The sequence below is a fragment of the Blautia sp. LMAG:36 genome, assembly GCF_008680535.1.
Lineage (GTDB): Bacteria > Bacillota > Clostridia > Lachnospirales > Lachnospiraceae > Blautia_A > Blautia_A fusiformis.
In genome coordinates this window covers 20,576-42,211 of sequence record NZ_NALB01000010.1, presented here as the reverse complement: position 1 = coordinate 42,211, position 21,636 = coordinate 20,576, and the positions used below count along the sequence as shown (strand labels likewise).

Annotated in this window: 21 protein-coding genes and 1 riboswitch; all 21 genes read right to left on the bottom strand. The window is 46.0% G+C overall.

The window, feature by feature from the left end; translation table 11 throughout:
- Nucleotides 1-79: 79 nt before the first annotated feature.
- The 21 genes from CCC17_RS12665 to ribD all read right to left on the bottom strand — a co-directional run bounded on the left by CCC17_RS12665 (nt 80) and on the right by ribD (nt 21,219).
- Complete coding sequence (locus CCC17_RS12665; RefSeq protein WP_015524689.1) at nt 80-934, bottom strand: FAD/NAD(P)-binding protein; 855 nt, start codon at nt 932-934, stop codon at nt 80-82.
- Entirely contained in the window at nt 927-1,964 is a 1,038-nt protein-coding gene (locus tag CCC17_RS12660; protein WP_195656003.1) for a 4Fe-4S dicluster domain-containing protein, read from the bottom strand. The genes CCC17_RS12665 and CCC17_RS12660 overlap by 8 nt, the downstream gene beginning before the upstream one ends.
- A gap of 3 nt (nt 1,965-1,967) precedes the next feature.
- Nucleotides 1,968-2,942: a 4Fe-4S dicluster domain-containing protein gene (locus CCC17_RS12655; RefSeq protein ID WP_118063564.1), complete on the bottom strand. Its 975-nt coding sequence runs from the start codon at nt 2,940-2,942 to the stop codon at nt 1,968-1,970.
- On the bottom strand, nt 2,930-3,373 hold the full coding sequence (locus CCC17_RS12650; RefSeq protein WP_015524686.1) for a hydrogenase iron-sulfur subunit: 444 nt from the start codon (nt 3,371-3,373) through the stop codon (nt 2,930-2,932). Before CCC17_RS12650 ends, CCC17_RS12655 begins: the two co-directional genes overlap by 13 nt.
- On the bottom strand, nt 3,364-5,352 hold the full coding sequence (locus CCC17_RS12645; RefSeq protein WP_059085575.1) for a CoB--CoM heterodisulfide reductase iron-sulfur subunit A family protein: 1,989 nt from the start codon (nt 5,350-5,352) through the stop codon (nt 3,364-3,366). The genes CCC17_RS12650 and CCC17_RS12645 overlap by 10 nt, the downstream gene beginning before the upstream one ends.
- 4 nt (nt 5,353-5,356) lie before the next feature.
- Complete coding sequence (locus tag CCC17_RS12640; protein WP_015524685.1) at nt 5,357-5,746, bottom strand: 4Fe-4S dicluster domain-containing protein; 390 nt, start codon at nt 5,744-5,746, stop codon at nt 5,357-5,359.
- Complete coding sequence (locus tag CCC17_RS12635; RefSeq protein ID WP_022426047.1) at nt 5,743-6,537, bottom strand: CoB--CoM heterodisulfide reductase iron-sulfur subunit B family protein; 795 nt, start codon at nt 6,535-6,537, stop codon at nt 5,743-5,745. The genes CCC17_RS12640 and CCC17_RS12635 overlap by 4 nt, the downstream gene beginning before the upstream one ends.
- Before the next feature lie 375 nt (nt 6,538-6,912).
- Entirely contained in the window at nt 6,913-8,352 is a 1,440-nt protein-coding gene (locus CCC17_RS12630; protein ID WP_287083208.1) for a L,D-transpeptidase family protein, read from the bottom strand.
- A gap of 215 nt (nt 8,353-8,567) precedes the next feature.
- Nucleotides 8,568-9,812, bottom strand: coding sequence for a 3-isopropylmalate dehydratase large subunit (locus tag CCC17_RS12625; protein WP_114002619.1), 1,245 nt, complete (start codon nt 9,810-9,812; stop codon nt 8,568-8,570).
- Between the two features lie 21 nt (nt 9,813-9,833).
- Complete coding sequence (locus tag CCC17_RS12620) at nt 9,834-10,325, bottom strand: LeuD/DmdB family oxidoreductase small subunit (RefSeq protein ID WP_015524680.1); 492 nt, start codon at nt 10,323-10,325, stop codon at nt 9,834-9,836.
- A gap of 135 nt (nt 10,326-10,460) precedes the next feature.
- Entirely contained in the window at nt 10,461-11,711 is a 1,251-nt protein-coding gene (locus CCC17_RS12615; protein ID WP_114002618.1) for a 3-isopropylmalate dehydratase large subunit, read from the bottom strand.
- Between the two features lie 3 nt (nt 11,712-11,714).
- Nucleotides 11,715-12,197, bottom strand: a complete 483-nt coding sequence (locus CCC17_RS12610) for a LeuD/DmdB family oxidoreductase small subunit (RefSeq protein WP_114002638.1) — start codon at nt 12,195-12,197, stop codon at nt 11,715-11,717.
- Between the two features lie 139 nt (nt 12,198-12,336).
- Complete coding sequence (gene fliB, locus CCC17_RS12605) at nt 12,337-13,473, bottom strand: flagellin lysine-N-methylase (protein ID WP_059086870.1); 1,137 nt, start codon at nt 13,471-13,473, stop codon at nt 12,337-12,339.
- 139 nt (nt 13,474-13,612) lie between these two features.
- Entirely contained in the window at nt 13,613-14,995 is a 1,383-nt protein-coding gene (locus CCC17_RS12600; protein ID WP_334296240.1) for an MATE family efflux transporter, read from the bottom strand.
- 126 nt (nt 14,996-15,121) lie between these two features.
- Nucleotides 15,122-15,745 carry a collagen-like protein gene (locus CCC17_RS12595; protein ID WP_173760947.1) on the bottom strand — a complete coding sequence of 208 codons (624 nt, stop codon included), beginning with the start codon at nt 15,743-15,745 and terminating at the stop codon, nt 15,122-15,124.
- Nucleotides 15,746-15,867: 122 nt separating this feature from the next.
- Entirely contained in the window at nt 15,868-16,947 is a 1,080-nt protein-coding gene (locus CCC17_RS12590) for a tetratricopeptide repeat-containing glycosyltransferase family 2 protein (RefSeq protein WP_173760949.1), read from the bottom strand.
- A 104-nt stretch (nt 16,948-17,051) separates the two neighbouring features.
- Nucleotides 17,052-17,702 (bottom strand): HAD family hydrolase, encoded by a 651-nt coding sequence (locus CCC17_RS12585; RefSeq protein ID WP_059085572.1) that lies wholly within the window; start codon nt 17,700-17,702, stop codon nt 17,052-17,054.
- Nucleotides 17,703-17,717: 15 nt separating this feature from the next.
- Entirely contained in the window at nt 17,718-18,191 is a 474-nt protein-coding gene (gene ribH, locus CCC17_RS12580; protein WP_006427673.1) for a 6,7-dimethyl-8-ribityllumazine synthase, read from the bottom strand.
- A gap of 29 nt (nt 18,192-18,220) precedes the next feature.
- Entirely contained in the window at nt 18,221-19,438 is a 1,218-nt protein-coding gene (locus CCC17_RS12575; RefSeq protein WP_015524672.1) for a bifunctional 3,4-dihydroxy-2-butanone-4-phosphate synthase/GTP cyclohydrolase II, read from the bottom strand.
- Between the two features lie 18 nt (nt 19,439-19,456).
- The gene (gene ribE / locus CCC17_RS12570) at nt 19,457-20,110 is read right to left on the bottom strand and encodes a riboflavin synthase (protein WP_004844978.1); all 654 of its coding nucleotides are present in this window, start codon (nt 20,108-20,110) and stop codon (nt 19,457-19,459) included.
- The gene (gene ribD / locus CCC17_RS12565) at nt 20,092-21,219 is read right to left on the bottom strand and encodes a bifunctional diaminohydroxyphosphoribosylaminopyrimidine deaminase/5-amino-6-(5-phosphoribosylamino)uracil reductase RibD (protein ID WP_173722393.1); all 1,128 of its coding nucleotides are present in this window, start codon (nt 21,217-21,219) and stop codon (nt 20,092-20,094) included. Before ribD ends, ribE begins: the two co-directional genes overlap by 19 nt.
- A gap of 275 nt (nt 21,220-21,494) precedes the next feature.
- A riboswitch (FMN riboswitch) is annotated at nt 21,495-21,609 on the bottom strand.
- Nucleotides 21,610-21,636 lie beyond the last annotated feature (27 nt).

The window sequence follows — 21,636 nt, the reverse complement described above, 5'->3', positions numbered from 1 at the left end:
AGATGGCTGTTCCACATGGCTGTGTACTGGCTATAACCAGCGCATATATTTGAAAGTTTCTTAAGGTGCAATCTATAACTTAGTACTCATTAGGTAATTCATCCACCTCATCACATCGGAATACTGGGCCGTCTTTGCAGACGTATTTGTCTCCGATGTTGCAGCGGCCGCATTTTCCGACACCGCATTTCATACGAAGCTCCAGTGTGGTATATACCTGATCTCTGGAGAAGCCCAGCTCTTCCAGTCCTGCCAGAACGAATTTGATCATGATCGGCGGGCCGCAGACCAGAGCGGTCTTATTGGTATCAAAACCAATCTCCTTCAGATAATTCGGAACAAATCCTACATGACCGTCCCAGCCTTCCTGCTCACGGTCAATGGTAAGATATACATTTACACCTTCTGTTTTCATCCATACTTCCTGGATTTCCTTAAGCTGCACCAGATCATCTGCGGAACGGGAACCATAGAGAATATCTACTGTTCCGTAATCCTCACGGTTATCCAGCACATAATTGATCACGGAACGAAGAGGTGCCAGACCGATTCCACCTGCGATGAACAGGAGATTTTTTCCCTTTAACTTATCTTCCACCGGAAAATGATTTCCGTATGGTCCGCGGACTGCGATCTCATCTCCAACCTGAAGGCTGTGGAGATAATCGGTAAGGGATCCGCATTTTTTGATGCTGAATTCCTGATAATCCTTTACAGTCGGAGAAGAAGTAATGGAAAACATACCTTCACTGACGCCTGGTGCACAGACCATGGCACACTGTCCTGGCATATGCTCGAAAAGCTTTCCACCCTCCGGAGCTTCCACACGGAAGGTTTTTACATCCGGTGTCTCCTGACGGATATCTGTGATCACGCCAACCTTGGGGATCAGCGTATCCAGTGTATAATTTTTATGACAGGTACATTCACTCATTCTTTTCACCTCCCTGTGTTTCAAAGGCCTTGATGACTTTTACGATATTTAAAGATTCCGGACATTTCTCCACGCAGCGGCCGCAGCCAACACAGGAGAACATGCCGTCATTATTTAACGGATAATAAACAAGCTTATGCATAAATCTCTGACGGAATCTCTGCATCTGGCTGGTACGGTTGTTTCCGTGAGCCATCATGGTAAAATCAGAGTACATGCAGGAATCCCAGCAGCGGTAACGGTGAACACCGTGCCCTGTATCGTAATCCTTAATGTCATAGCACTGACAGGTCGGACATACGAAGGTACAGGTTCCGCAGGCAAGACAAGGCTTGTACAGTTTCTCCCATACAGGAGAATTGAAACGGTCCATGTATTCTTCCTGCGCCCATCCTTCCAGTGAAAGATGTGTATATGGAAGAAGCTCGATAATACCACGGATTGCCTTCTTCTCCTCTTCTACCTTTGTCTCATCAGCATCTGCCAAAAGCTCCTTCACAGCTTCTGTCAGAGCATTTCCTTTTTCTGTGAGAGGCTTCCAGAAAAGTTCTCCCTCGATGATCCAGGCTGCAACATCTGCTTCCGGATCTGCAGCATCAATGCCAAATACTTTACAGAAGCAGCTTTCCTCCGGTTCATGACAGGCAAGAGCTACGATAGTTCCATGTTCTCTTCTTGCCTGGTAAAAAGTATCCACCGGATCCCCAAGGAACACATTGTCGAGAACTTTCACGCCCTGTACATCACAGGCTCTCATTCCAAATACGACAAAATTCTGGTCTTTCAGCGCCTGAGGCTCAATGCTGATATTTTTTCCGTCCTTTTTACAGGCATAGAGATTTTCACTCTGCGGAAAGAAAGCATCCTTCGGTGATTTCACGGTTTTCAGTGTTTCAAGGGAAACTTCTGCATCCTCGCTCCATGCCTTGAAGTTCACCTGCTCACTTACCTTTACCGGTAAATATAATTCCTGGTCTGCGGCAATTTTCCGGAATAATGCCGGCAGATTTTCTACTGCGATCTTATACATACATTATCCCCTTTCTGCCACGATCCCTGGCTCTACATCATCAAAGGTAAAGCTGGTAAGCGGACCCTTTGACTCCGCATCCTCGCCTGCCTGATACTCACCGTAAAACGCATCAATATCCTTGATAAACTTACGGTTAAACAGATGAAGGGGAATTCCCTGCGGGCAGACTCTGCTGCACTCGCCACAGTCCGTACATCTTCCGGCTACATGGAAGGCACGGATCACATGGAACATCTTTTCCTCAAAGGAATCCACATTTGCCTTCTGGGCGCTGTCGAACTTGTTGCTGTCAAAAACACATTTGCGGCAGCTGCAGGCCGGACATACATTACGGCAGGCATTACAGCGGATACATTTACTCAGCTCGCTCTGCCAGAATGCAAATTTTTCTTCCGGACTCATTGCCTCGATCCGCTCAACTTCTGCGAAACGGTCAGCGTCCTTTGTCTCCTTTGACTCACCAATCAGTTCATCGTAAATTTTATGCTCTTTTCCTTTACATACATGGCAGCGTTCCAGCATGGCATCTTTGTATGCACAGGTTTTTTCTCCGTAAACAGTATCCACAGTCAATGTCTCTGCATCTCCGGTAATCTCTGCTCCGGAAATTCCCCGGATACCCTTGATCCCCATTTTGCGGATCTTTTCAATATCCAGCTTTCCTTTACAGCCAACACCTACGATATAGGCTTTTTCTCTGTCTACACGATGCTCTTTCAAAAGCTGGTTAAAGCTATATGTATCGCAGGGCTTCAGACAGACCATGGTTTTTCCTTCCAGCTTGGAAGCTTCGATCATATATTTGCTTAAATTGGCACCGCAGAATCCATCATAGACAAAATCCTCCAGAGATTCCGGTGTTTCAAAATAGGCTGGTTCCGGATTAAAGGCAAGATCTCCGGCTTTCCACCCAAGAACCCGGACTACCGTGCCATCTGCAAGCAGTTCTTTTGCACGTTTTATCAGCTCCTGCATCTTATATCCTCCAATCTCACGTTTTTACCAAGTGAATGGATCTTCTCAACAAACTCATTCATAGTCTGTGAAAATTTCACGCCTTCTGCGGCAGATACCCATTCCACACGTGTTCTTCCGTTTTCCACCCCAATATAATCCAGCATTGAAAACAGAAGTGTCATACGTCTTCTTGCATAATAGTTTCCGGTACTGTAATGGCAATCTCCCGGATGGCATCCGCACATGATCACACCATCGGCTCCTTTTTCAAAGGCACGGAGGATGAACATGGGATTGACACGGCAGGAACATGGAACACGGATGATCTTTACATCCGCCGGATAGCTCAAACGGCTGCTTCCGGCAAGGTCTGCTCCGGCGTAGCTGCACCAGTTACAGCAGAATGCCACGATCTTTGGTCTGAATTCTTCCTTTGTTTCTATCGACATATTGCATCCACCTCCGCGATAATCTGTCTGTTGGAGAAGCCCTGAAGGTCCATGGCTCCTGACGGGCAGGCTACTGTGCAGGCACCGCAGCCCTGGCAAAGTGCTGTATTGACAACCGCAACTCTTCTTGTCTCACGGATACCGTGATCGTTGACCTGTTTCTCCTCATAGGAAATCGCTCCGTAAGGACATACATTTGCACAGGTAGAGCATCCGTTACAGAGAAGCTCGTCGGATTTTGCCGTACATGGATTGGTTGTCAGCTTGTCCTTTGCAAGAAGTCCTATGGCCTTTACGGCCGCAGCTCCTGCCTGGGCAACTGTCTCCGGGATATCCTTTGGTCCCTGGCATACACCGGAAAGGAAAATTCCTGCTGTCGGTGATTCTACAGGACGAAGCTTTGCATGGGCTTCTGTAAGGAAATTGTTGGTGTCAATACTTGCAGTAAGCATGGTAGCGATCTTACGTACATCCGGATTTGGCTCAATGGCTGTTGCAAGAACTACCATATCTGCTTTCTTGAAGATCTGCTTATTATCAAGAAGATCCGAGCCCTGAACAAGAAGTGTTCCATCCGGCTGCGGAATTACTTTTCCTACCTGACCTTTGATGTAGTTTACGTTATACTGCTCAACTGCTCTTCTGTAAAACTCATCGAAGTTTTTACCAGGTGTACGGACATCAATATAAAATACCGTCACATTGGTATCCGGATATTTATCACGGATCAGCATGGCATGCTTAGCTGTGTACATACAGCAGATCTTGGAACAGTATGGCTTTCCACGGTCATCGGAGCAACGGCTTCCAACACACTGGATAAATACGATCTCCTTCGGTGCTTTTCCATCGGAGAGGCGCTCAAGATGTCCTTTTGTAGGTCCTGCAGCATTCATGATACGCTCCAGCTCCAGAGATGTGATCACATCCTTGCTCTGGCTGTATGCATATTCATCATATTTGTCAAGCTTGATGGTATCAAATCCGGTTGCCACAACGATCGCTCCGTATTTCTGTGTTACGATCTCATCCTGCTGATCGTAATCAATGGCTCCTGCCTGACATACTTTGGAGCAGACACCACATTTGCCTGTCTTAAATTTCAGGCAATGCTCTCTGTCGATCACAGGAACATTTGGAATCGCCTGTGCAAACGGAGTATAGATAGCTGACCGGTTGTTCAGCCCTCTGTTGAACTCATTGGGAATCTTTTTGGAAGGACATTTTTCCTGGCAGACTCCACAGCCTGTACATTTGTCCATGTTGACACTTCGCGCTTTTTTGCGGATATCAACAGTAAAATCTCCTACAAAACCTGCAACTTTTTCTACTTCACTGTATGTATAGATATTGATCTTTTCGTGAGCTGCAGCCTCCACCATTTTTGGAGTAAGGATACATGCGGAGCAATCCAGAGTAGGGAAGGTTTTGTCAAGCTGTGACATTCTTCCGCCGATACTTGGTGTTTTTTCCACAATATCAACTTCATAGCCTGCATCGGCAATATCAAGAGCCGTCTGGATTCCGGCGATACCGCCTCCGATGATCAGGGCTCTCTTTGTAACCTGGCTTTCTCCCGGCTGAAGAGGAGCATTTAAATTGACTTTTGCTACTGCTGCTCTTGCAAGGATCACGGCCTTCTCCGTAGCCTCCTGCATATCCTTGTGGATCCAGGAACAGTGCTCACGGATATTTGCGATCTCCACCATGTATGGATTCAGGCCGGCCTTTTCCGCTGCTTTACGGAAAGTTGCCTCATGCATACGCGGAGAACAGGAACAGACAACCACTCCTGTGAGATTTTTTTCACGGATGGCTTCCTGGATCCTGGACTGTCCTGCTTCGGAACACATATACTGATAATCTTCTGCATGGACAACTCCTGGCTCTTTTGCAATGATCTCCACAACCTTTTTCACGTCTACCGTAGCGGCAATATTACTTCCGCAATGGCAGACAAATACACCGATTCTCTGCACTTTCTCACCTCCTGTATCTTCTGAACGCACTTACAAGCAGCTGCTGAGGAAGCTCCGGATCAAGAAGCTCCGGAATTTCATTTGGTGAAAGATAGTCTCCGCCTTTTTCCCGAACAACCAGCTGTCTTGCCCCGTCAATGATCTTTCCGGGTTTTACGTCTCGCGGACAGCGCTCCACACAGGCAAAACAGGAAAGACATTTCCACAGGGATGCTGAATTTACAAGTGCTTCGATATTTTCATTGATCACGTAGGACACAAACTGATGAGGCTTGATATCCATCTCGTCAAAGGATGGGCAGGTAGCAGAGCATTTGCCACACTTCATACATTTCAGAGGATTGGTCCCGCTGATCTCCTTTATTTTTTCCGCAGCAGAATGGTTATCTCTCATTTTGCCACCTCCTCTTTGACGCCAAGGGCTTCTGCCAGAAGCTCTGTAAAATAGTAAACCGGCATTTTATTTCCGGAATTTTTATTCAGATTGTATTTGCAGAGCGGACAGGCAGTGATCAGCATATCTGCGCCAAAGCCTGCTGCGCTTTCTTCAATCTTTTCACACATATTCTGTGACATTTCTTTTTCTTTCAGGGATATATATCCTCCACAGCATTCATTTCTGTAAGGATAGATCACAGGCTCAGCGCCAAGGGCACGGATAAAATCCTCCATGATCCTTGGATTTTCCGGATCATCAAATGCCATGATCTTTCCAGGTCTCAGAAGCAGACATCCGTAATAGGCTCCGATCTTCTTTCCGGTAAAAGGATTTACTACTTTTTCTTTCAGTTTATCAAAACCGACTCTGTCCCGGAGAACCTCCAGATAATGGAGAACGGTTGTCTCTCCTTCATAGGGAGCTTCCAACTGCATATAATTGTTGGCTCTGGTCCGGATATCTTCCACATTTTTCATATCATCATTGACACGCTTGATCACATGATGACAGGCTGAACAGATCGTCACCAGATCCTGGCCTTTTTCTTTTGCCTGGTTTAACGCACGGACGGAAGAAAGCTTTGTGGCGATCTCGTCTGTGCCAAGCGGATAAACACCACCACAACACTGCCAGTCCTCGATCTCCTCAAGCTCAAACCCAAGGGCTGTGGCACTGGCTCTGGCATACTCATCCAGATCTTTGGCCTTTGTTCTCAGGGTGCAACCCGGATAATAACTGTACTTCATACCTTTCATTATCCTTTCTTAGTCTAAAATCTGACGTTTATAGTAGATATTCTTGTTCATATATTGTCTTTTTTTTAACGATACATGAATAAAAAAATGAAATCTCAACTAACACTTATTTGAGTTTTTTTATCAATTTGCACCCAAATAAAAGAGAAAAACACTCTTCCTCCGCAATTAAGAAGTGTATTAGCTCGATTTCCGAAATCATCATATCATGTTATTTCTGTTTCGACAAGGCTTTTTCGATATTTTTTTGTGTTTTTTTTAACGTACTTTTGAAAAACCTTATCATTTACGATCCTGCTTCCATGATAATTTTCATTTTCGGGCATAAAAAAAGCTCCGGATCTCTCCGAAGCTTTTTTGCTCCTATCAGTAAATAATGATCGGATAACCTGCATCAATGGTGTTATAGATCAGTGCTGCCTGATCCTTAGGCAGATTGATGCAGCCGTGGCTTCCGTTGGTTTTATAACGGTTCCCGCCAAAGGATGATTGCCAGGACGCATCATGAAGTCCCTGTCCGTAGACAAAAGGCATCCAGTAATTAACCTTTACATCGTAACCATATTCATTGCTGGTAAGGTTAAAGGGACTCGCCTTGTAGGCGATCGGCCATGCACCACGATATGTTTCACGCCCCTTCACCGGCTTACCGCTGACAATATCTGTTTCCGTCACAAGGCTTCCGTCCTTATACAGCCACAAATGCTGTGCATCCAGACTGACCTCTATGTAACTGCCTGCCAGATCGTCTGTTCCGTTTCTCTGGTATCCTTTTTTGCTGTAAACAGGCTCTCTTGTTACAGCAGTACCACTTTTCAGGTCTTCCAGAAGCTGAGCATATTCTCCGTCCTGATCGATCCGGTATCCGTACTCATTTCCCTCAATGGTCACATCCGTTCCCGTAGATGTATGAAAGGTGCGGGGAACATAAATGGTATTGTATTTATTGGCAAGCTCACTGATGTAGGCTTTAATGGCTTTTTCATCCAAAGTCAGCGTCTCCCCCTCAGCCTTCAGCCAGGATGTGATCGTATCGGAATCCAGAACAGCCGTTTCACTTCCGAATGTATAAGTTACTGTACTGCTGCGGTATTTCTTCAGCTGGCTGTTCAGGTCTGTAATCTTATTTTTCATATCCTCTGTTACAGTGACCGTCGGGCTTACATACACATGCTTGTTGATCGGTACTGTGATGGTATCCCCAAGCAGAGCCGTATCAAATGCTGCGTTCAGATTTGTGTCCACGGTAGTCTCCAGCTTATCCGGATCGATTTCCGTCCCCTGTACCTGTTTCACAAGGGTGAATTCTTTTTTCTCCTTATTGTACTGAATGGCTGCATCAACAGAAGCTTTTCTTTCTTCCGTACCGAAATTTGAAAGATCGAGAGCCTGCTTTTCCTGCTCCTCATCTTCCTCGATCTGACATTCCGGTTCTATATTTTCTTCCTTTGGAAAAAGCTTCCGGCTCTCTTCCCGCTGTTTCTGAATTTCTGTAAGCTTACTCAGAAGGGCTTCTTCATTGAGACTGTAGCCCAGCTCTTTCAAAGTAGTACTGTAAACTTCCTGATCATTTTCCTGAAAGGATACCGGACGATCTGCAAATTCCGCAGTGATCTTTTCTTCTGCCTGCTTTGCATCCAGTCCGGAAACATCCACTCCCCATATGGAAATCTTCCGTCCCAGCGTATTGTGATCTGCCAAGTATGTATAGACAAATAACCCTGCCACTGCCAGGATCGTTACGCCAATGCAGATCCCAAGTATGATCTTCAGTGTCTTTTTACTGATGGTTGATCTTTTCTCCATACCCTTATCCCTCGAGTCTTATGTAATATATGTTATGTTGTCACACTGGCTGTTATTATAATACAATAAATCCCATTTTCTGTAAAAATGACTTATCCCGGATCCTTCTGATCCGGTAAAAAAAGACAGACTGACGCCTCTGCGAAAATCTGTCTTTCTCATACGTTTCTTTATCTGTTTCTGGCAACAGTATTTCTCTCAGAATCTTCTGCTTCTTATTCCGGCATTACGATCTTGCCTGCAACGGCACAGGCTGCTGCTGTTTTCGGAGATGCCAGATAGATCTGAACCTTGGAAGTTCCCATACGTCCCAGGAAATTACGATTGTTGGTTGCCACGACCTTTTCACCGTCTGTCAGGATTCCGCCGGTCCTTCCGCAGCAAAGTCCGCAACCCGGATGTGTAATGATAGCCCCTGCTTCCGCAAGAGTATCCAGAATGCCAAGCTCAATAGCCTGACGGTAAATTTTGCGGCTGGCAGGAGTCACGATCAGCTTTACAAAGTCTGCAACCTTTTTGCCCTTCAGCACCTCTGCTGCCGCCATAAGATCCTCCAGACGTCCGTTGGTACAGGAACCGATGAATACCTGGTCGATGGTCTCACCCTGAAGCTCACTGACATCACGGATCTTGTCCACCTGAGACGGACATGCCATTACCGGCACAAAATCCTCTGCTTTATAACTTATGGTCTTCATGTAGACAGCATCCTCATCTCCCACAAGACTCTTCTGATAATCATCAAGCTCTACGTTGCAGTAAGCAGCTGTCTTCTCATCCGGTGTGAAAAGTGCACATTTCGCACCGGCCTCAATTGCCATATTCGCCATAGTCATACGGCTTGCCACAGACATATTTTCAATGGTGCTTCCGCAAAATTCCAGAGCACGGTAAGTAGCTCCATCTGCACGAAGGTCACCGATCAGGCGGAGGATGATATCCTTGGACATGACATTCTCCGGAAGTTCTCCGTCGATCACAACCTTTATGGTTTCCGGAACCTTGATCCACATGGTTCCTGTTCCCAAGATGCTGGCCATCTCTGTGTAACCGATGCCGGAAGAAAACGCACCGACACATCCATAAGTCGTGGTATGGCTGTCTGTGCCAAATACAATATTACCGGGTTTAACATAACCTGCCTCAGTCATAAGCTGATGACAGATACCGTCACTTCTGTGTACGTTTTTCATGCCATATTTAGCTGCAAAAGCATCTCCCACATGGAAATGTCTGGTATCATCCTGCTGACTTGCCGGTACAAGATGGTCATAGATCAGAACAACCTTGTCCGGATCCCACAGCTTCTGAAAGCCCATCTCCTCAAATTTTTCCGCTACAAACGGAATAAAGATATCATGGATCATCACTCTGTCCACATTGACCGTCACGATATCACCAGGTTTTACTGCCTTGCCTGTATTATGTCTGATAATTTTTTCAATGATCGTCTCGCCCATTATTTCTCTCCTCTCCGTTTTTTAGTCCAGGCCGTTCAGCTTACGCATGGCTTTTACCAGTCCGCCAGCCTGGATGATATCCATCAGATTCTCCGGAAGAGAAGCGATCGGGTACTGTTTTCCATTGTGCTCTACATGCTCATTCATTACTACCGTAACCTGATCTCCCTCTTTTACATTGTCATGAAGATCCGGCTGCTCAATAAGAAGAAGGCCGTTGTTAATGGAGTTGCGGAAAAAGATCCGGGCAAAAGATTTCGCAATGACACACTGCACACCCAGTGCCTTGATGATCTCCGGTGCCTGCTCTCTGGAGGATCCGCATCCGAAGTTCTTTCCTGCTACAATAATGTCGCCCTTTTGGATCTGTCCGGCCAGCTCCGGACGAAGGGGGCTGAATCCGTACTGTTTCATATCGTCAATGGTTTTCAGTGCAAGGTACTCCGTCGGGATAATGATATCCGTATCAATATCATCACCAAGTACCCACACTTTTCCTGTAAATGCTTCCATATGTATATCTCCTGTTTATTCCGTTCCGTATCATCAGGCAAATGTTTTCTGTCTGCTCTGTTATAAGAACCCACGCCGAAACGGATCATCCTCTGATAATTTCTGAATATATTATTTAAATCTTTTCTGAAACTCTTATACTCTGTCAGCAGTTGCGATCTCACCTGCAACGGCAGATGCAGTAACTGTTGCCGCAGATCCCAGGTAAACCTTGGAGCTCGGATGCCCTGCACGTCCCTTGAAATTACGGGTTCCTGTGCTGATCAGAACCTCATTCTCGCCGATAACACCCTGGCAGCTTCCCCAGCATACACTGCAGTTCGGGTTCATAACAATAGCCCCTGCTTCCATGAAGATATCGATAAGCCCCTCCTTTAATGCCTGACGATAAATGGTCTGGCTTGCAGGAACAACCAGGAAACGAACTCCCTCTGCAACTTTTTTGCCTTTGATCACCTCTGCGCCTACACGGAGGTCTTCAATACGGCCGTTATTGCAGGAGCCAAGGAACGCTTCGTTGATCTTGATGCCGCAGGTTTCCTCAGCCGGAACCACATTGTCAACAAAGTCTGGCTTCGCTACAACCGGACGGACTTTTGAAAGATCAAAGGTATACTCTCTTGCGTAAACAGCATCCGGATCGCTATGATATACCGCTTTTGGCTCACGTCCATGCTCTTTCAGATATTCCAGAGCTTTATCATCAGCCTCAAAGATTCCTGTCTTCGCACCAGCCTCAACAGCCATGTTGCAAAGTGCCATACGGTCGCTGATGCTTAAGGTTCTGGCGCCCTCACCGGTAAACTCCATTGCCTGATAGTTGCAGCCGTTTGCCCCGATCTCACCGATAATGGTAAGGATCAGATCTCTTGCGTAAACACCCTCAGGAAGCTTCCCTGTCAGGTTAAATTTTACGGTTTCCGGAACCATGACCCAGGATGTTCCGGTCACCATTCCGTAAAGGAAATCTGTGCATCCTACACCGGTACCGAAAGCACCAAGTGCTCCGTAGGAACAGGTATGGCTGTCAGCACCGAAGATCAGCTGTCCCGGACGGACATAATTCTCGATCATGATCTGGTGGCAGACACCCTTTCCTTCCCAGAAATCAATATTATTTTCTCTTGCAAAATCTCTCATCTTTTTCTGGGATGCCGCTGTTTTCGGGCTGTCAGACGGTACGTTATGGTCTACGATTAATACCAGCTTCTTTGTATCTGCAATATGAGGATTTTTTAATTTATTGTTGTACATATCAACAGTCAGATGTGTGGTTCCGTCATTGCTCATCAGATGATCCAGTGAAACCGTATAGATATCTCCGGGTTTTACACTGTCCACTCCAGCCGCTGCCGCGATGATTTTTTCTGCGATCGTCATTCCCATCTCTTATTCCTCCTCACGGTTCAGAGAAGCGATAAGGCCGCCCTGATTCAGTATATTCTGCATGTATTCCGGCAGTTTTGTGCAGGAATAAGTCTTACCATTGGCAACAGCAGTTCCCTCGGACATATGAAGCTCCAGGGTATCTCCTGTCTTCACAGCATCCGGGAGATCCTTACAGACAATTGCCGGAAGTCCGATATTAATGGCATTACGGAAAAAAATACGAGCAAAAGATTTCGCAATAACTGCCTTTACTCCAAGTGCCTTAAGAACACCCGGTGCCTGCTCTCTGGAGGATCCGCATCCGAAGTTCTCTCCTCCAACTACAAAATCTCCCGGTTTAACCTTTTTGGAAAAATCCGGATCCAGTGATTCAAATGTGTGGTCCTTCATTTCATCCAAATTCGGCAGAAGCAGATACTGGGATGCAATGATCTGATCGGTATCAAGGTCATTATGAAATTTAAAAATTGTTCCCTTATCCATAAAACAAGTTCCTTTCTGATCGTTATCCATTTCCGGGTTAACATTCCTCTGTTACCCTTTTCGTCCTATATTCTAACACAAAACGTCATATAATTAAAATGTATATTTTTAATACTTAATATAACTTTAAGTTATAAAGTCATTTCCCTGTGATCAGCGCAAAATATCCCCACTCCCACAGAAGCTCTTCAAAACTGTTCTCAAGATATTCCCGGATATCGTCTTCCTCATATCCGGTCATTCTGGAGATCACTACCATATAATCCCGGAGTGTTTCGTAGGGAAGAGATCCCCGTCCATCTTTCTGCCACCGAAGAAAAACAGCCTGGCGGATGGTGGCATATTCCATACCGATCCACTGCATATGGACCAGGGCATCTTCCAAATCTCCCTCCGGTGTCAGAAGATCTGAATATACTTCGTTGGCAAGAAAGCTCCGGAGAAGGTCTTCATATACACGAAATTTCCGATAAAAATCCTCCCGGGCTTCCACCAGTTCCTCTTCCTCATATTCTTCGGACAATTCCTCCGCAAGTTCCATCACCGGCTCCAGATATTTCCGGTAAAGTCCCTCTTTCCGGTAATTTACAGCCAGGTCCTGCAAAAGTTCATTGCATTCGTCCATGGTATCCAGAACAGGCAGCTCTATTTCATTAATAGCATGTTCCAGTTGGCGAATCGTTTTCTCTGAAAAATAATCTTCCACAAGCTCTGTGGTAAGCGGCATGTTCCAGTGAAGTTCCTTCAGAACATAAAAACTTTCAAGAAGGATTTCCTCCGGTGTTTTTTCAGGATCCATTATAAGATCCATAACCTTCCGGCGCACAAGAAAAAGCGGCTGTTCCTTTTCTTTTGGAGTTTCCGGAAAAGCGATTCTTTTCTTCTCCTTCCAGATGTCCAGGACAGCCGGGCAACAGGGCATCATGGTCGCTTCCTTATGATCCTGAAATTCATGGATCTCCCTTGGAAAAATCTGGCAGGTCTCTGAAAGCATCGAATCCCCATAAGCACTTACCAGATAGCACAGTCTGTTCTTTGCAAGAAAAGGACAGTCGTGCTCTTCCGTCATCTTCATGATCCGGCTGCCGTCCTTTTTCATGGTATAGGCCTGCAGGCAGCTTCTGTGTCCGGGCACCTCTGACGGCGGCTGGATGGTTTTCCAGTTTCTGTAGGTTTCATCATCTATGTTGATCTTCCATTCCCTGCAGCAGCTGATGGTGCATTTGTCTGCAATACAGGTAAATTCGTCGTAATAATCAGGTTTTAATAATTCCATGTTTCCTCCATATTCTTTATTTTCCAGCTCCAATGTCTCCTGTTTGCAAAATGGACATGAGTTGACCTGTTTTATTTTCCCCGTAAACACAGAAAAGCGGAATTCTATCCGCTTTTTCTGATATTCTGTGTATTCGTTTTTATTCTGCAGTCTCTCCCAGAAGCTGCCTGTGAACTTTCCGCCTTACAAACCAGAAACAGGTCACCTGCATGATGATCGTAAGGATCCAGGATGCCGGATAAGAAATAAACAGTACTTTCAGTGATCTGTGAGCCGGGAAAATTCCAAAAATCCACACAATTCGAAGGCCGACCGTTCCGATAATAGACAGGATCATCGGCACACCAGAGCGTCCCATTCCGCGCAGTGCTCCCGGAAACAGATCCATCTGTCCGCAAAGGAAATAGGTAACTGTGGTATAGACAAGAATCTCCATTCCGCATTGGATAACCTTAGGGTCTTCCGTATAGATCTTCAGAAGCTGCGGACCGAAAAAGTATGCACCACAGCCCATGGCAAAGGATACGACAAAGGACAGGATCATACAGTCAACAAGCACCCGGTCCATACGTTTCGGTTTTCGCACACCATAATTCTGACTGGTAAAGCTCATGCAGGCCTGGGTAACTGAATTTACAGACACATACAGAAATCCGAAGATATTGTTTGCTGCCGTATATCCTGCCATTGCAATGGAGCCAAAAGAATTTACAGAGGACTGGAGCAGCACATTGGAAAAATTGATCACTGTACTCTGGATTCCTGCTGGAAGCCCTACCTGAAAGATCTGTTTCAGATATTCCATATTTATGGACAGACTCGAAAAACGCAGCTGATAGCTTCCCTCTGTCTGATACAGGCATCGGAGAACAAGGATACAGGAGATCAGCTGAGAAATCACGGTTCCGATTCCGACACCTGCCACACTTAAATGACAAATGATCACAAAAAACAGGTTCAGAAGCGCATTGGCGCAACCGGAAATGATCAAAAAGACCAACGGCCGCTTGGTATCTCCCACTGCACGCAGAATTGCTGCGCCATAGTTATACAGCATAAAAAACGGCATTCCCAGAAAATAGATACGCATATAAAGAGTAGAAAGATCGATCACATCCTCCGGCGTATCCATCAGCTCCAGGCAGATTCTGGCAAAGATCACTCCCAGAAATGCCATGATGATCCCGCTGATCAGAGCCAGCAGGATCGATGTATGTACTGTTTCTGACATTTCTTCATCCTTACCGGCAGCATAAAATCTGGCTGCCAGCACATTGGCACCAAGAGAGATCCCGATAAAAAGGTTGGTAAACACATTGATCAGTGCGGTAGTGGAGCCTACTGCCGCCAGCGCCTCACTTCCACTGAAACGTCCCACTACCACGATATCCACTGCATTGAACATCAGCTGCAGGATACCGGACAGCATCAGCGGCAGTGAAAACGAGATCAGCTTGTCCATGATCGACCCATTACACATATCGATCTCATACTTGTTTTTTTTCACGATTTCATCCCCCATGTTCATACTTACATAAGAATATTATAGCACCTTTCGTCGGAAAGCTACAATGAAATATTTTTATGGAGAATATGCAGCGGCTGCATAAAATACGCAGCCGCACAGTAACGTGTGTTTATCATTTCACTATCTTTCCAGGAGTCCTGCATCACGAAGGTTTGCAAGAAGTGCATTAAAATCCTCCACAATATCATCTACCGTTGTTGCATTTCCAACAGCAGCTGCCGGGGTTACTGTTCCGGCGGGGCCGGTGGCTCCTGTTGCTCCTGTTGGACCTGCTGGACCGGTGGCTCCGATCGCACCAGCCGGACCTGTTACCCCCGTCGTTCCCGCTGGACCCGTGGCTCCTGTTGCTCCTGTTGCTCCTGTCGCTCCCATTGCTCCCGCTGGACCGGTGGCTCCCGTTGCTCCCGTCGGACCTGTTACTCCTGCAGGACCGGTGGCTCCTGTTGCTCCCGTCGGACCGATGACTCCCGCTGGACCCGTTGCTCCAGCCGGACCAGTGGCTCCCGTATATCCCTGTATTCCCGGTTCCCCCTGCGGTCCCTGAGGACCCATAGGACCCGGAACTCCCGGACAGCCTCTGGGACCGGTTGGTCCTGTAGGTCCCACAGGGCCTGGGCAGCCTCTTGTTCCACATCTGTCACATCCACAGGAACTATGATTTCCATAACAGGACATACAGGACAAATCCTCATGACTGTCCTGCTGCATTTCCATTTCCTTACGTTTTCGATGCCTGAACAGCATTCTTCGATCACCTCATAGGAAAATAACTTTCCCTACAGTATATGACAACAGCTTTTACCTGTGCATAGGATCCCCGCAAGCTTGTACCCTGCCAGAAAAATATAATAAAGATATCTTTTCTTTTATGCCAGACCATATTTTTCCCGGAAATATTTCTGGTCATACAATACTCCCGGATCTTCCGGCTTCAGTTCCATCGCTTTCTTATGAAAAAAGAATGCCTGCTCCGGGCATCCCATTTTATCATAACAAACGCAAAGCTGCATATATGGCACAAACCCATGATACTCAGCCATAAAAAATCCACCCTTTTTCTTATCTGAAGGCACAGTGAGCGCCTGCCCGTACCAGTAGGCAGCCTGTCTGGGCAGCTCTCTTTCCAGAAAGATCTTACCGACCTCACAGCAGATTTCCGCCCTCGGCACATCCATAGTCAGACTGTACAGAAAAGCTTCCAGTGCGTACTTTTTTTCTCCCATTTTCCGGTAGCACTGTCCAAGTACAAAACAGGCATCGATCTTATTTTCCAGCCATCCGGACGGATTTTTCAGGAACTCCACCAACACAGCCTCTGTCTCCGGATAACGCTGATGATAATACAGTTCTCTCCCATAATAAAGCTGATGTCTAGGTTCCAGCGTTTCTCCTCCTGCCAGCATTTTTTCATAAATGCGAAGATTACGGTCCGGATCACCTTTTCCACATTTCCGGTGCCGGATCACCACATCTGAATAAATGATATTTCCCTCCGGAATCACAGTTTCATGAACTGCCCCATTCCATCTGAAATTTCTGGATGTTTTCATTATCCGCTCCCGAAAATAAGAAAATGTTGTTCTCCCGCTCTGGTCAAACCCTGCCGCATATTCCATCATTACAACATCTGTTCCGGGATCCAGAGTTTCTTTAAGACTCTTCAGTTTTTCCAGATTTTCTTCATCTAGGACATCATCCGCATCCAGCCACATCCAGTAATCGGTGCGGACTTTTTCCAGAAGAAAATTACGCGGAGCAGAAAAATCATCACACCAGGGAAAATCAAACACCTGCGACGTATACTGCTCCGCGATCTCTTTTGTTCTGTCTGAAGAACCGGTATCTGCGATCAAGATCGCATCCATCACCTGAGAAACCGGCTTCAAGATCCTCTCAAGAACTGCTTCTTCATTTTTTACGATCATACATAGACTGAGGGAAATCATATTTTAGGATCCTTCGGATTTTTATAATATTTATGCCGTTCCCGTCAGTCCTATGCCTTCTGTCAGTGTACAGCTTCTACTTTCGGATAAAGCTGAACTCATCCTCATATCACCAACTGTGGTATATCCTCTATATGTTCCGCAAGACGATCTGCTCCGTTCAGCTCCCCGCTCTCACCATATCCATACAGGCATCCTATAAATGGGCTTTTGCAGGCTCTGGCACATTCCAGATCCTGCCTCCTATCTCCGACCACCAGATAAGGGCCTGTATATTCCCGGATGATTTCCTGCACAATTTCTGTCTTTGGACGGAATCCATACGATTCGCAGTCATAAAAATGATCGAACCATCGTTCCATCCCAAATTCCTTCCAATGCGCCTCACGATAGGAAGCTTTACAGTTACTTAAGATCACAAGATGATATCCCCGGTTCTTCAAGGCTGTAAGCATCTCCTCTGCTCCCGGATACCACACTGCCTTATGCTTCCTGATCTGTCTGACCATCAGTTCTCCTACCATCCTGCTCGCCTGCTCTTTATAGCTCTGATCCAGCTCCGGCAAAAATGTATTCCACATCTCCTTACTGTTAAATCCCAGCCAGCCGGCAATTTCCGCCGAGCCTATCTCCCGTTCTTCTGCAGCCTTCTGTTCTGTCAGCCACTGATAGGTTTCGCGAAATGCCGGTTCATAGATTCCAAGGGTATGATGGATCGTTCCATCATAATCGAATATGATCGTTTTTGTCATCATTTATTTTCCTGTCTATTAGAGCTGCTTCATCAGATTGACCATCTCGATCGCAGATAACGCACAGTCATAGCCTTTATTTCCCGCTTTGCTTCCTGCACGCGCAATAGCCTGCTCGATATTCTCAGTCGTGATCACTCCGAATAAGACCGGGATCCCTGTTGCAAGTTCAACCTGTGCGATCCCCTTGGCAGATTCATTGCACACCAGATCATAATGTGAAGTATCTCCACGAATGACAGCTCCCACGCAGATAACTGCATCATATTTTCCTGACTGTGCCATTTTCTGTGCTGTAAGCGGAATCTCAAATGCTCCCGGCACCCATGCTGCAGTAATATTCTCTTCTTCTACTCCATGTCTTACCAGTCCGTCGACTGCCCCTCCCAATAATTTATTCACAATGATCTCATTGAATCTCGCTGCCACGATACCAACTTTCATTCCCTCCGGTGCTACTACTTTTCCTTCTACTAAATTGATCTGTCTCATTTTTTCTTCCTCCTGCTATTTGCTGTTTTTTATAAATTTATTTCTTTAAAAATATGACCCATCTTTTCCTGCTTCGTTTTCATATACTTCCGGTCATATTTTTGTACCGGAATCTCCAAAGGTACTCTCTCATTGATCTTCAGCCCGAATTCGCCAAGCCCATAGACTTTATCCGGGTTATTGGTCAGTAATCTTAATGATTTCACACCAAGGTCTGACAGTATCTGTGCCCCAACCCAGTACTCTCTGAGATCCGGTGCAAACCCTAACTTCACATTAGCCTCCACGGTATCATATCCCTGTTCCTGAAGCGCATAGGCTTTGATCTTATTGATCAGTCCGATCCCTCTGCCTTCCTGTCTCATATACAGAATGATCCCTCTGCCTTCCGCCTCTACCTGGCGCATCGCTGTCTGCAGCTGCAGGCCGCAGTCACATCTGAGCGATCCGAATGCATCTCCTGTCAGGCACTCCGAATGTACACGGCAAAGCACATCCTCACCATCTCCTAGATCACCTTTTACCAGTGCCAGATGATGCTCTCCTGTAATGTCATTGATATAGCCATACATTTTAAAATCACCGTACTGCGTTGGGAGGTTTGCAGCTGCTTCCTCCTTTACATGCTTTTCATGTATTCTTATATAATCCTGCAGATCACGGATCGTAATAAATGTAAGGTTATGCTCTTTTGCCATTTCCCATAGCTGTGATGTACGCATCATAGTGCCATCTTCTTTCATAACTTCACAGCACACGCCGCATTCTTTCAGTCCGGCAAGTCTCATAAGATCTGTTGTTGCCTCCGTATGACCATTTCGTACCAGAACCCCGCCTTTTCTGGAAATAAGCGGAAATACATGTCCCGGTCTTCTGAAATCCTCCGGTTTTGACTGATCATCCACACACTTCATAATGGTATAGGAGCGTTCTGCCGCAGAGATACCGGTGGTTGTATCTGCGTGATCCACTGCCACGGTAAATGCTGTACTGTGATTGTCCGTGTTCTCAGCAACCATCGGCGGAAAATTCAATCTCGCCGCAATTTCTGCACTCATCGGTGTACAGATAAGACCCTTTGCATAAGTCGCCATGAAATTAATATTTTCCCGGGTCGCAAACTCTGCCGCACATATCAGATCTCCCTCATTTTCTCTGTCCGGATCATCTGTGACCAGAATTATTTTTCCTTCCTTAAGATCCCTAAGTGCCTCTTCAATTGTGTTGTACTGATAATTTTGTGACATACTGTATATCCTCCTGTTCTAAAAGCCGAATTCTTCAAGAAACTCCATCGTAATTCCGGATTCTTTTTTCTCTTCTTCATTTTTTCTGATGCCAAGCAGTTTTTCTACATATTTTCCGATCACATCATTTTCCAGATTAACCAGATCCCCCGGCACCTTTTCCAAAAGGGTGGTTTCTTCTCCTGTATGTGGAATGACCGACACCTGAAAACCAGCTTCATCAACCCTTGCAACTGTCAGGCTGATTCCATCAATACAAACGGATCCTTTTTCCACGATCAGATGCAAGATCTGTGGCGATGTCTCAATTGATACCCAGATGGCATTTTCTTCCCGGAGCATGGAACGTATCACTCCAGTTCCATCAATATGACCGCTTACTATGTGTCCCCCGAACCTGCCATCTGCAGCCATTGCACGTTCCAGGTTTACCTGGCTTCCAGCTTTACAACTGCCAAGACTGCTTCTTCTGATCGTCTCTGCCATCACATCGGCAGTAAATCCGTCCGGCTGGATCGACGTAACTGTCAGACACACACCATTCACAGCAATACTGTCACCGATCCTTGTCCCTTCCAGGACTTTCCGGGCTTTCACTGCCAGGATCCCTGATTCTCCTGTCAGCTGTATATAACGGACTTTTCCTTTCTCTTCTACGATTCCTGTAAACATGATTCCTCCTGTTTTTTCTCACACACCTGACATCTTATCCGGATGTCCTCACCGATCTGGCAGATATCTGTATATTTCAGTTCTACTGCTTCAGACGGGAATTCAACTCCGATACCTTCTACCGGTGTCTTCCCGGCCACACCACCAAACAGCTTTGGTGCCACAAAAGCCTGTACTTCCTTTACAATTCCGGCTCGCAGGGCACTGTCATTTAACGTACCGCCTCCCTCCAGGAGGATGCTGTCAATACCCCTGTTTCCAAGATCTGTCATCAGCTTCTTAAGGTCTATCTGATCCTTTTCATCCGGACAGTAAATGGTCTCAACTCCCATGGTATGTAATATTTTTATTTTTTCTTCTGTATTTTTCTGATCTGCATAAGCCACGATCGTCCGGTACTTTTCCGCACTTTTTACGATCTGACTGTCCGGCGGGATCCTGAGCTTACTGTCGCACACAATCCTGACAGGACTTTTCCAGCCTTCTACCCGGACGTTTAACATCGGATCATCTGCAAGCACAGTTCCAATACCTGCCATGATCCCCATGTACTGATGCCGCATATGCTGTACTTCTTTTCTTGCCGCTTCTCCGGTGATCCATTTTGATGCTCCTGTCTTCGTTGCGATCTTCCCATCCAGTGTCATGGCATACTTCATCACCACGTATGGGGTTTTCGTAGTAATATAATGGAAAAACACCGGATTCAGCTGATCACATTCTTCTCTCATAAAATCTTCAACTACTGTTACACCGGCTTCCCTTAACATCTGTACACCTTTTCCTGCCACTTTCGGATTCGGATCTCGGGAACCGATCACCACTTTTCTGATCTTCTGTTCAATGATCGCTTCCGTACATGGAGGTGTTTTTCCATGATGACAGCAAGGCTCCAGTGTAACATAAATCACCGCACCTTCTGCTGGTTCTGTAAGAGAAGCAATAGCATTACGTTCTGCGTGAAGTTCTCCATACTTTTTATGATAGCCTTCCCCGATGATCCTTCCGTCTTTTACGATCACTGCCCCTACCATCGGATTGGGATTCGTCCAGCCTTCTCCTTTTTTGGCCAGCTGAATCGCCCGAAGCATATATTCCTGATCCGTCATTTCTATTCCTTCTTTCTTATTCCTGTTCTTTGTCTGGTACGCTAAGGCTTTTAGACCTGTGCAATCGGATTCACAGACAAGTGAGTGGTATATTTATTTCAAAAACGATGTGCCAAATACAAAAAAAGCCTGCAGAAATATCTGCAGGGTGGAATTGATCTGTTACATATGATCAATAAATGAATGTCTGATTATTTCCTACATAAAAAGCTCTGAAATGGATCACCATCTCAGAGCTCTGATACTACATTCATTCATACAAAAATCAACTGTACTATCATCTTCTTCCATCCAGACTATACTGTCGGCCCCGGAATCTCACCGGATCATGCCTTTCGGCTCGCGGGCTCTACCGCCGGTAGGGAATCACACCCTGCCCTGAAGATATCTTTTGTTTATTTTAATACTTTATCTGTT

Coding starts and splice junctions, on each gene's coding strand:
- CCC17_RS12590 (WP_173760949.1), bottom strand. CDS start 16,947: ATGATTTCCCTCAGTCTATGTATGATCGTAAAAAATGAAGAAGCAGTT.
- CCC17_RS12620 (WP_015524680.1), bottom strand. CDS start 10,325: ATGGAAGCATTTACAGGAAAAGTGTGGGTACTTGGTGATGATATTGAT.
- ribH (WP_006427673.1), bottom strand. CDS start 18,191: ATGAGACAGATCAATTTAGTAGAAGGAAAAGTAGTAGCACCGGAGGGA.
- CCC17_RS12625 (WP_114002619.1), bottom strand. CDS start 9,812: ATGGGCGAGACGATCATTGAAAAAATTATCAGACATAATACAGGCAAG.
- CCC17_RS12610 (WP_114002638.1), bottom strand. CDS start 12,197: ATGGATAAGGGAACAATTTTTAAATTTCATAATGACCTTGATACCGAT.
- CCC17_RS12615 (WP_114002618.1), bottom strand. CDS start 11,711: ATGGGAATGACGATCGCAGAAAAAATCATCGCGGCAGCGGCTGGAGTG.
- CCC17_RS12630 (WP_287083208.1), bottom strand. CDS start 8,352: ATGGAGAAAAGATCAACCATCAGTAAAAAGACACTGAAGATCATACTT.
- CCC17_RS12665 (WP_015524689.1), bottom strand. CDS start 934: ATGAGTGAATGTACCTGTCATAAAAATTATACACTGGATACGCTGATC.
- CCC17_RS12635 (WP_022426047.1), bottom strand. CDS start 6,537: ATGAAGTACAGTTATTATCCGGGTTGCACCCTGAGAACAAAGGCCAAA.
- CCC17_RS12650 (WP_015524686.1), bottom strand. CDS start 3,373: ATGTCGATAGAAACAAAGGAAGAATTCAGACCAAAGATCGTGGCATTC.
- CCC17_RS12655 (WP_118063564.1), bottom strand. CDS start 2,942: ATGCAGGAGCTGATAAAACGTGCAAAAGAACTGCTTGCAGATGGCACG.
- fliB (WP_059086870.1), bottom strand. CDS start 13,473: ATGGAATTATTAAAACCTGATTATTACGACGAATTTACCTGTATTGCA.
- ribD (WP_173722393.1), bottom strand. CDS start 21,219: ATGACGGATCAGGAATATATGCTTCGGGCGATTCAGCTGGCCAAAAAA.
- ribE (WP_004844978.1), bottom strand. CDS start 20,110: ATGTTTACAGGAATCGTAGAAGAGAAAGGAAAAGTCCGTTATATACAG.
- CCC17_RS12575 (WP_015524672.1), bottom strand. CDS start 19,438: ATGTCACAAAATTATCAGTACAACACAATTGAAGAGGCACTTAGGGAT.
- CCC17_RS12660 (WP_195656003.1), bottom strand. CDS start 1,964: ATGTATAAGATCGCAGTAGAAAATCTGCCGGCATTATTCCGGAAAATT.
- CCC17_RS12585 (WP_059085572.1), bottom strand. CDS start 17,702: ATGATGACAAAAACGATCATATTCGATTATGATGGAACGATCCATCAT.
- CCC17_RS12640 (WP_015524685.1), bottom strand. CDS start 5,746: ATGAGAGATAACCATTCTGCTGCGGAAAAAATAAAGGAGATCAGCGGG.
- CCC17_RS12600 (WP_334296240.1), bottom strand. CDS start 14,995: ATGGGGGATGAAATCGTGAAAAAAAACAAGTATGAGATCGATATGTGT.
- CCC17_RS12595 (WP_173760947.1), bottom strand. CDS start 15,745: ATGCTGTTCAGGCATCGAAAACGTAAGGAAATGGAAATGCAGCAGGAC.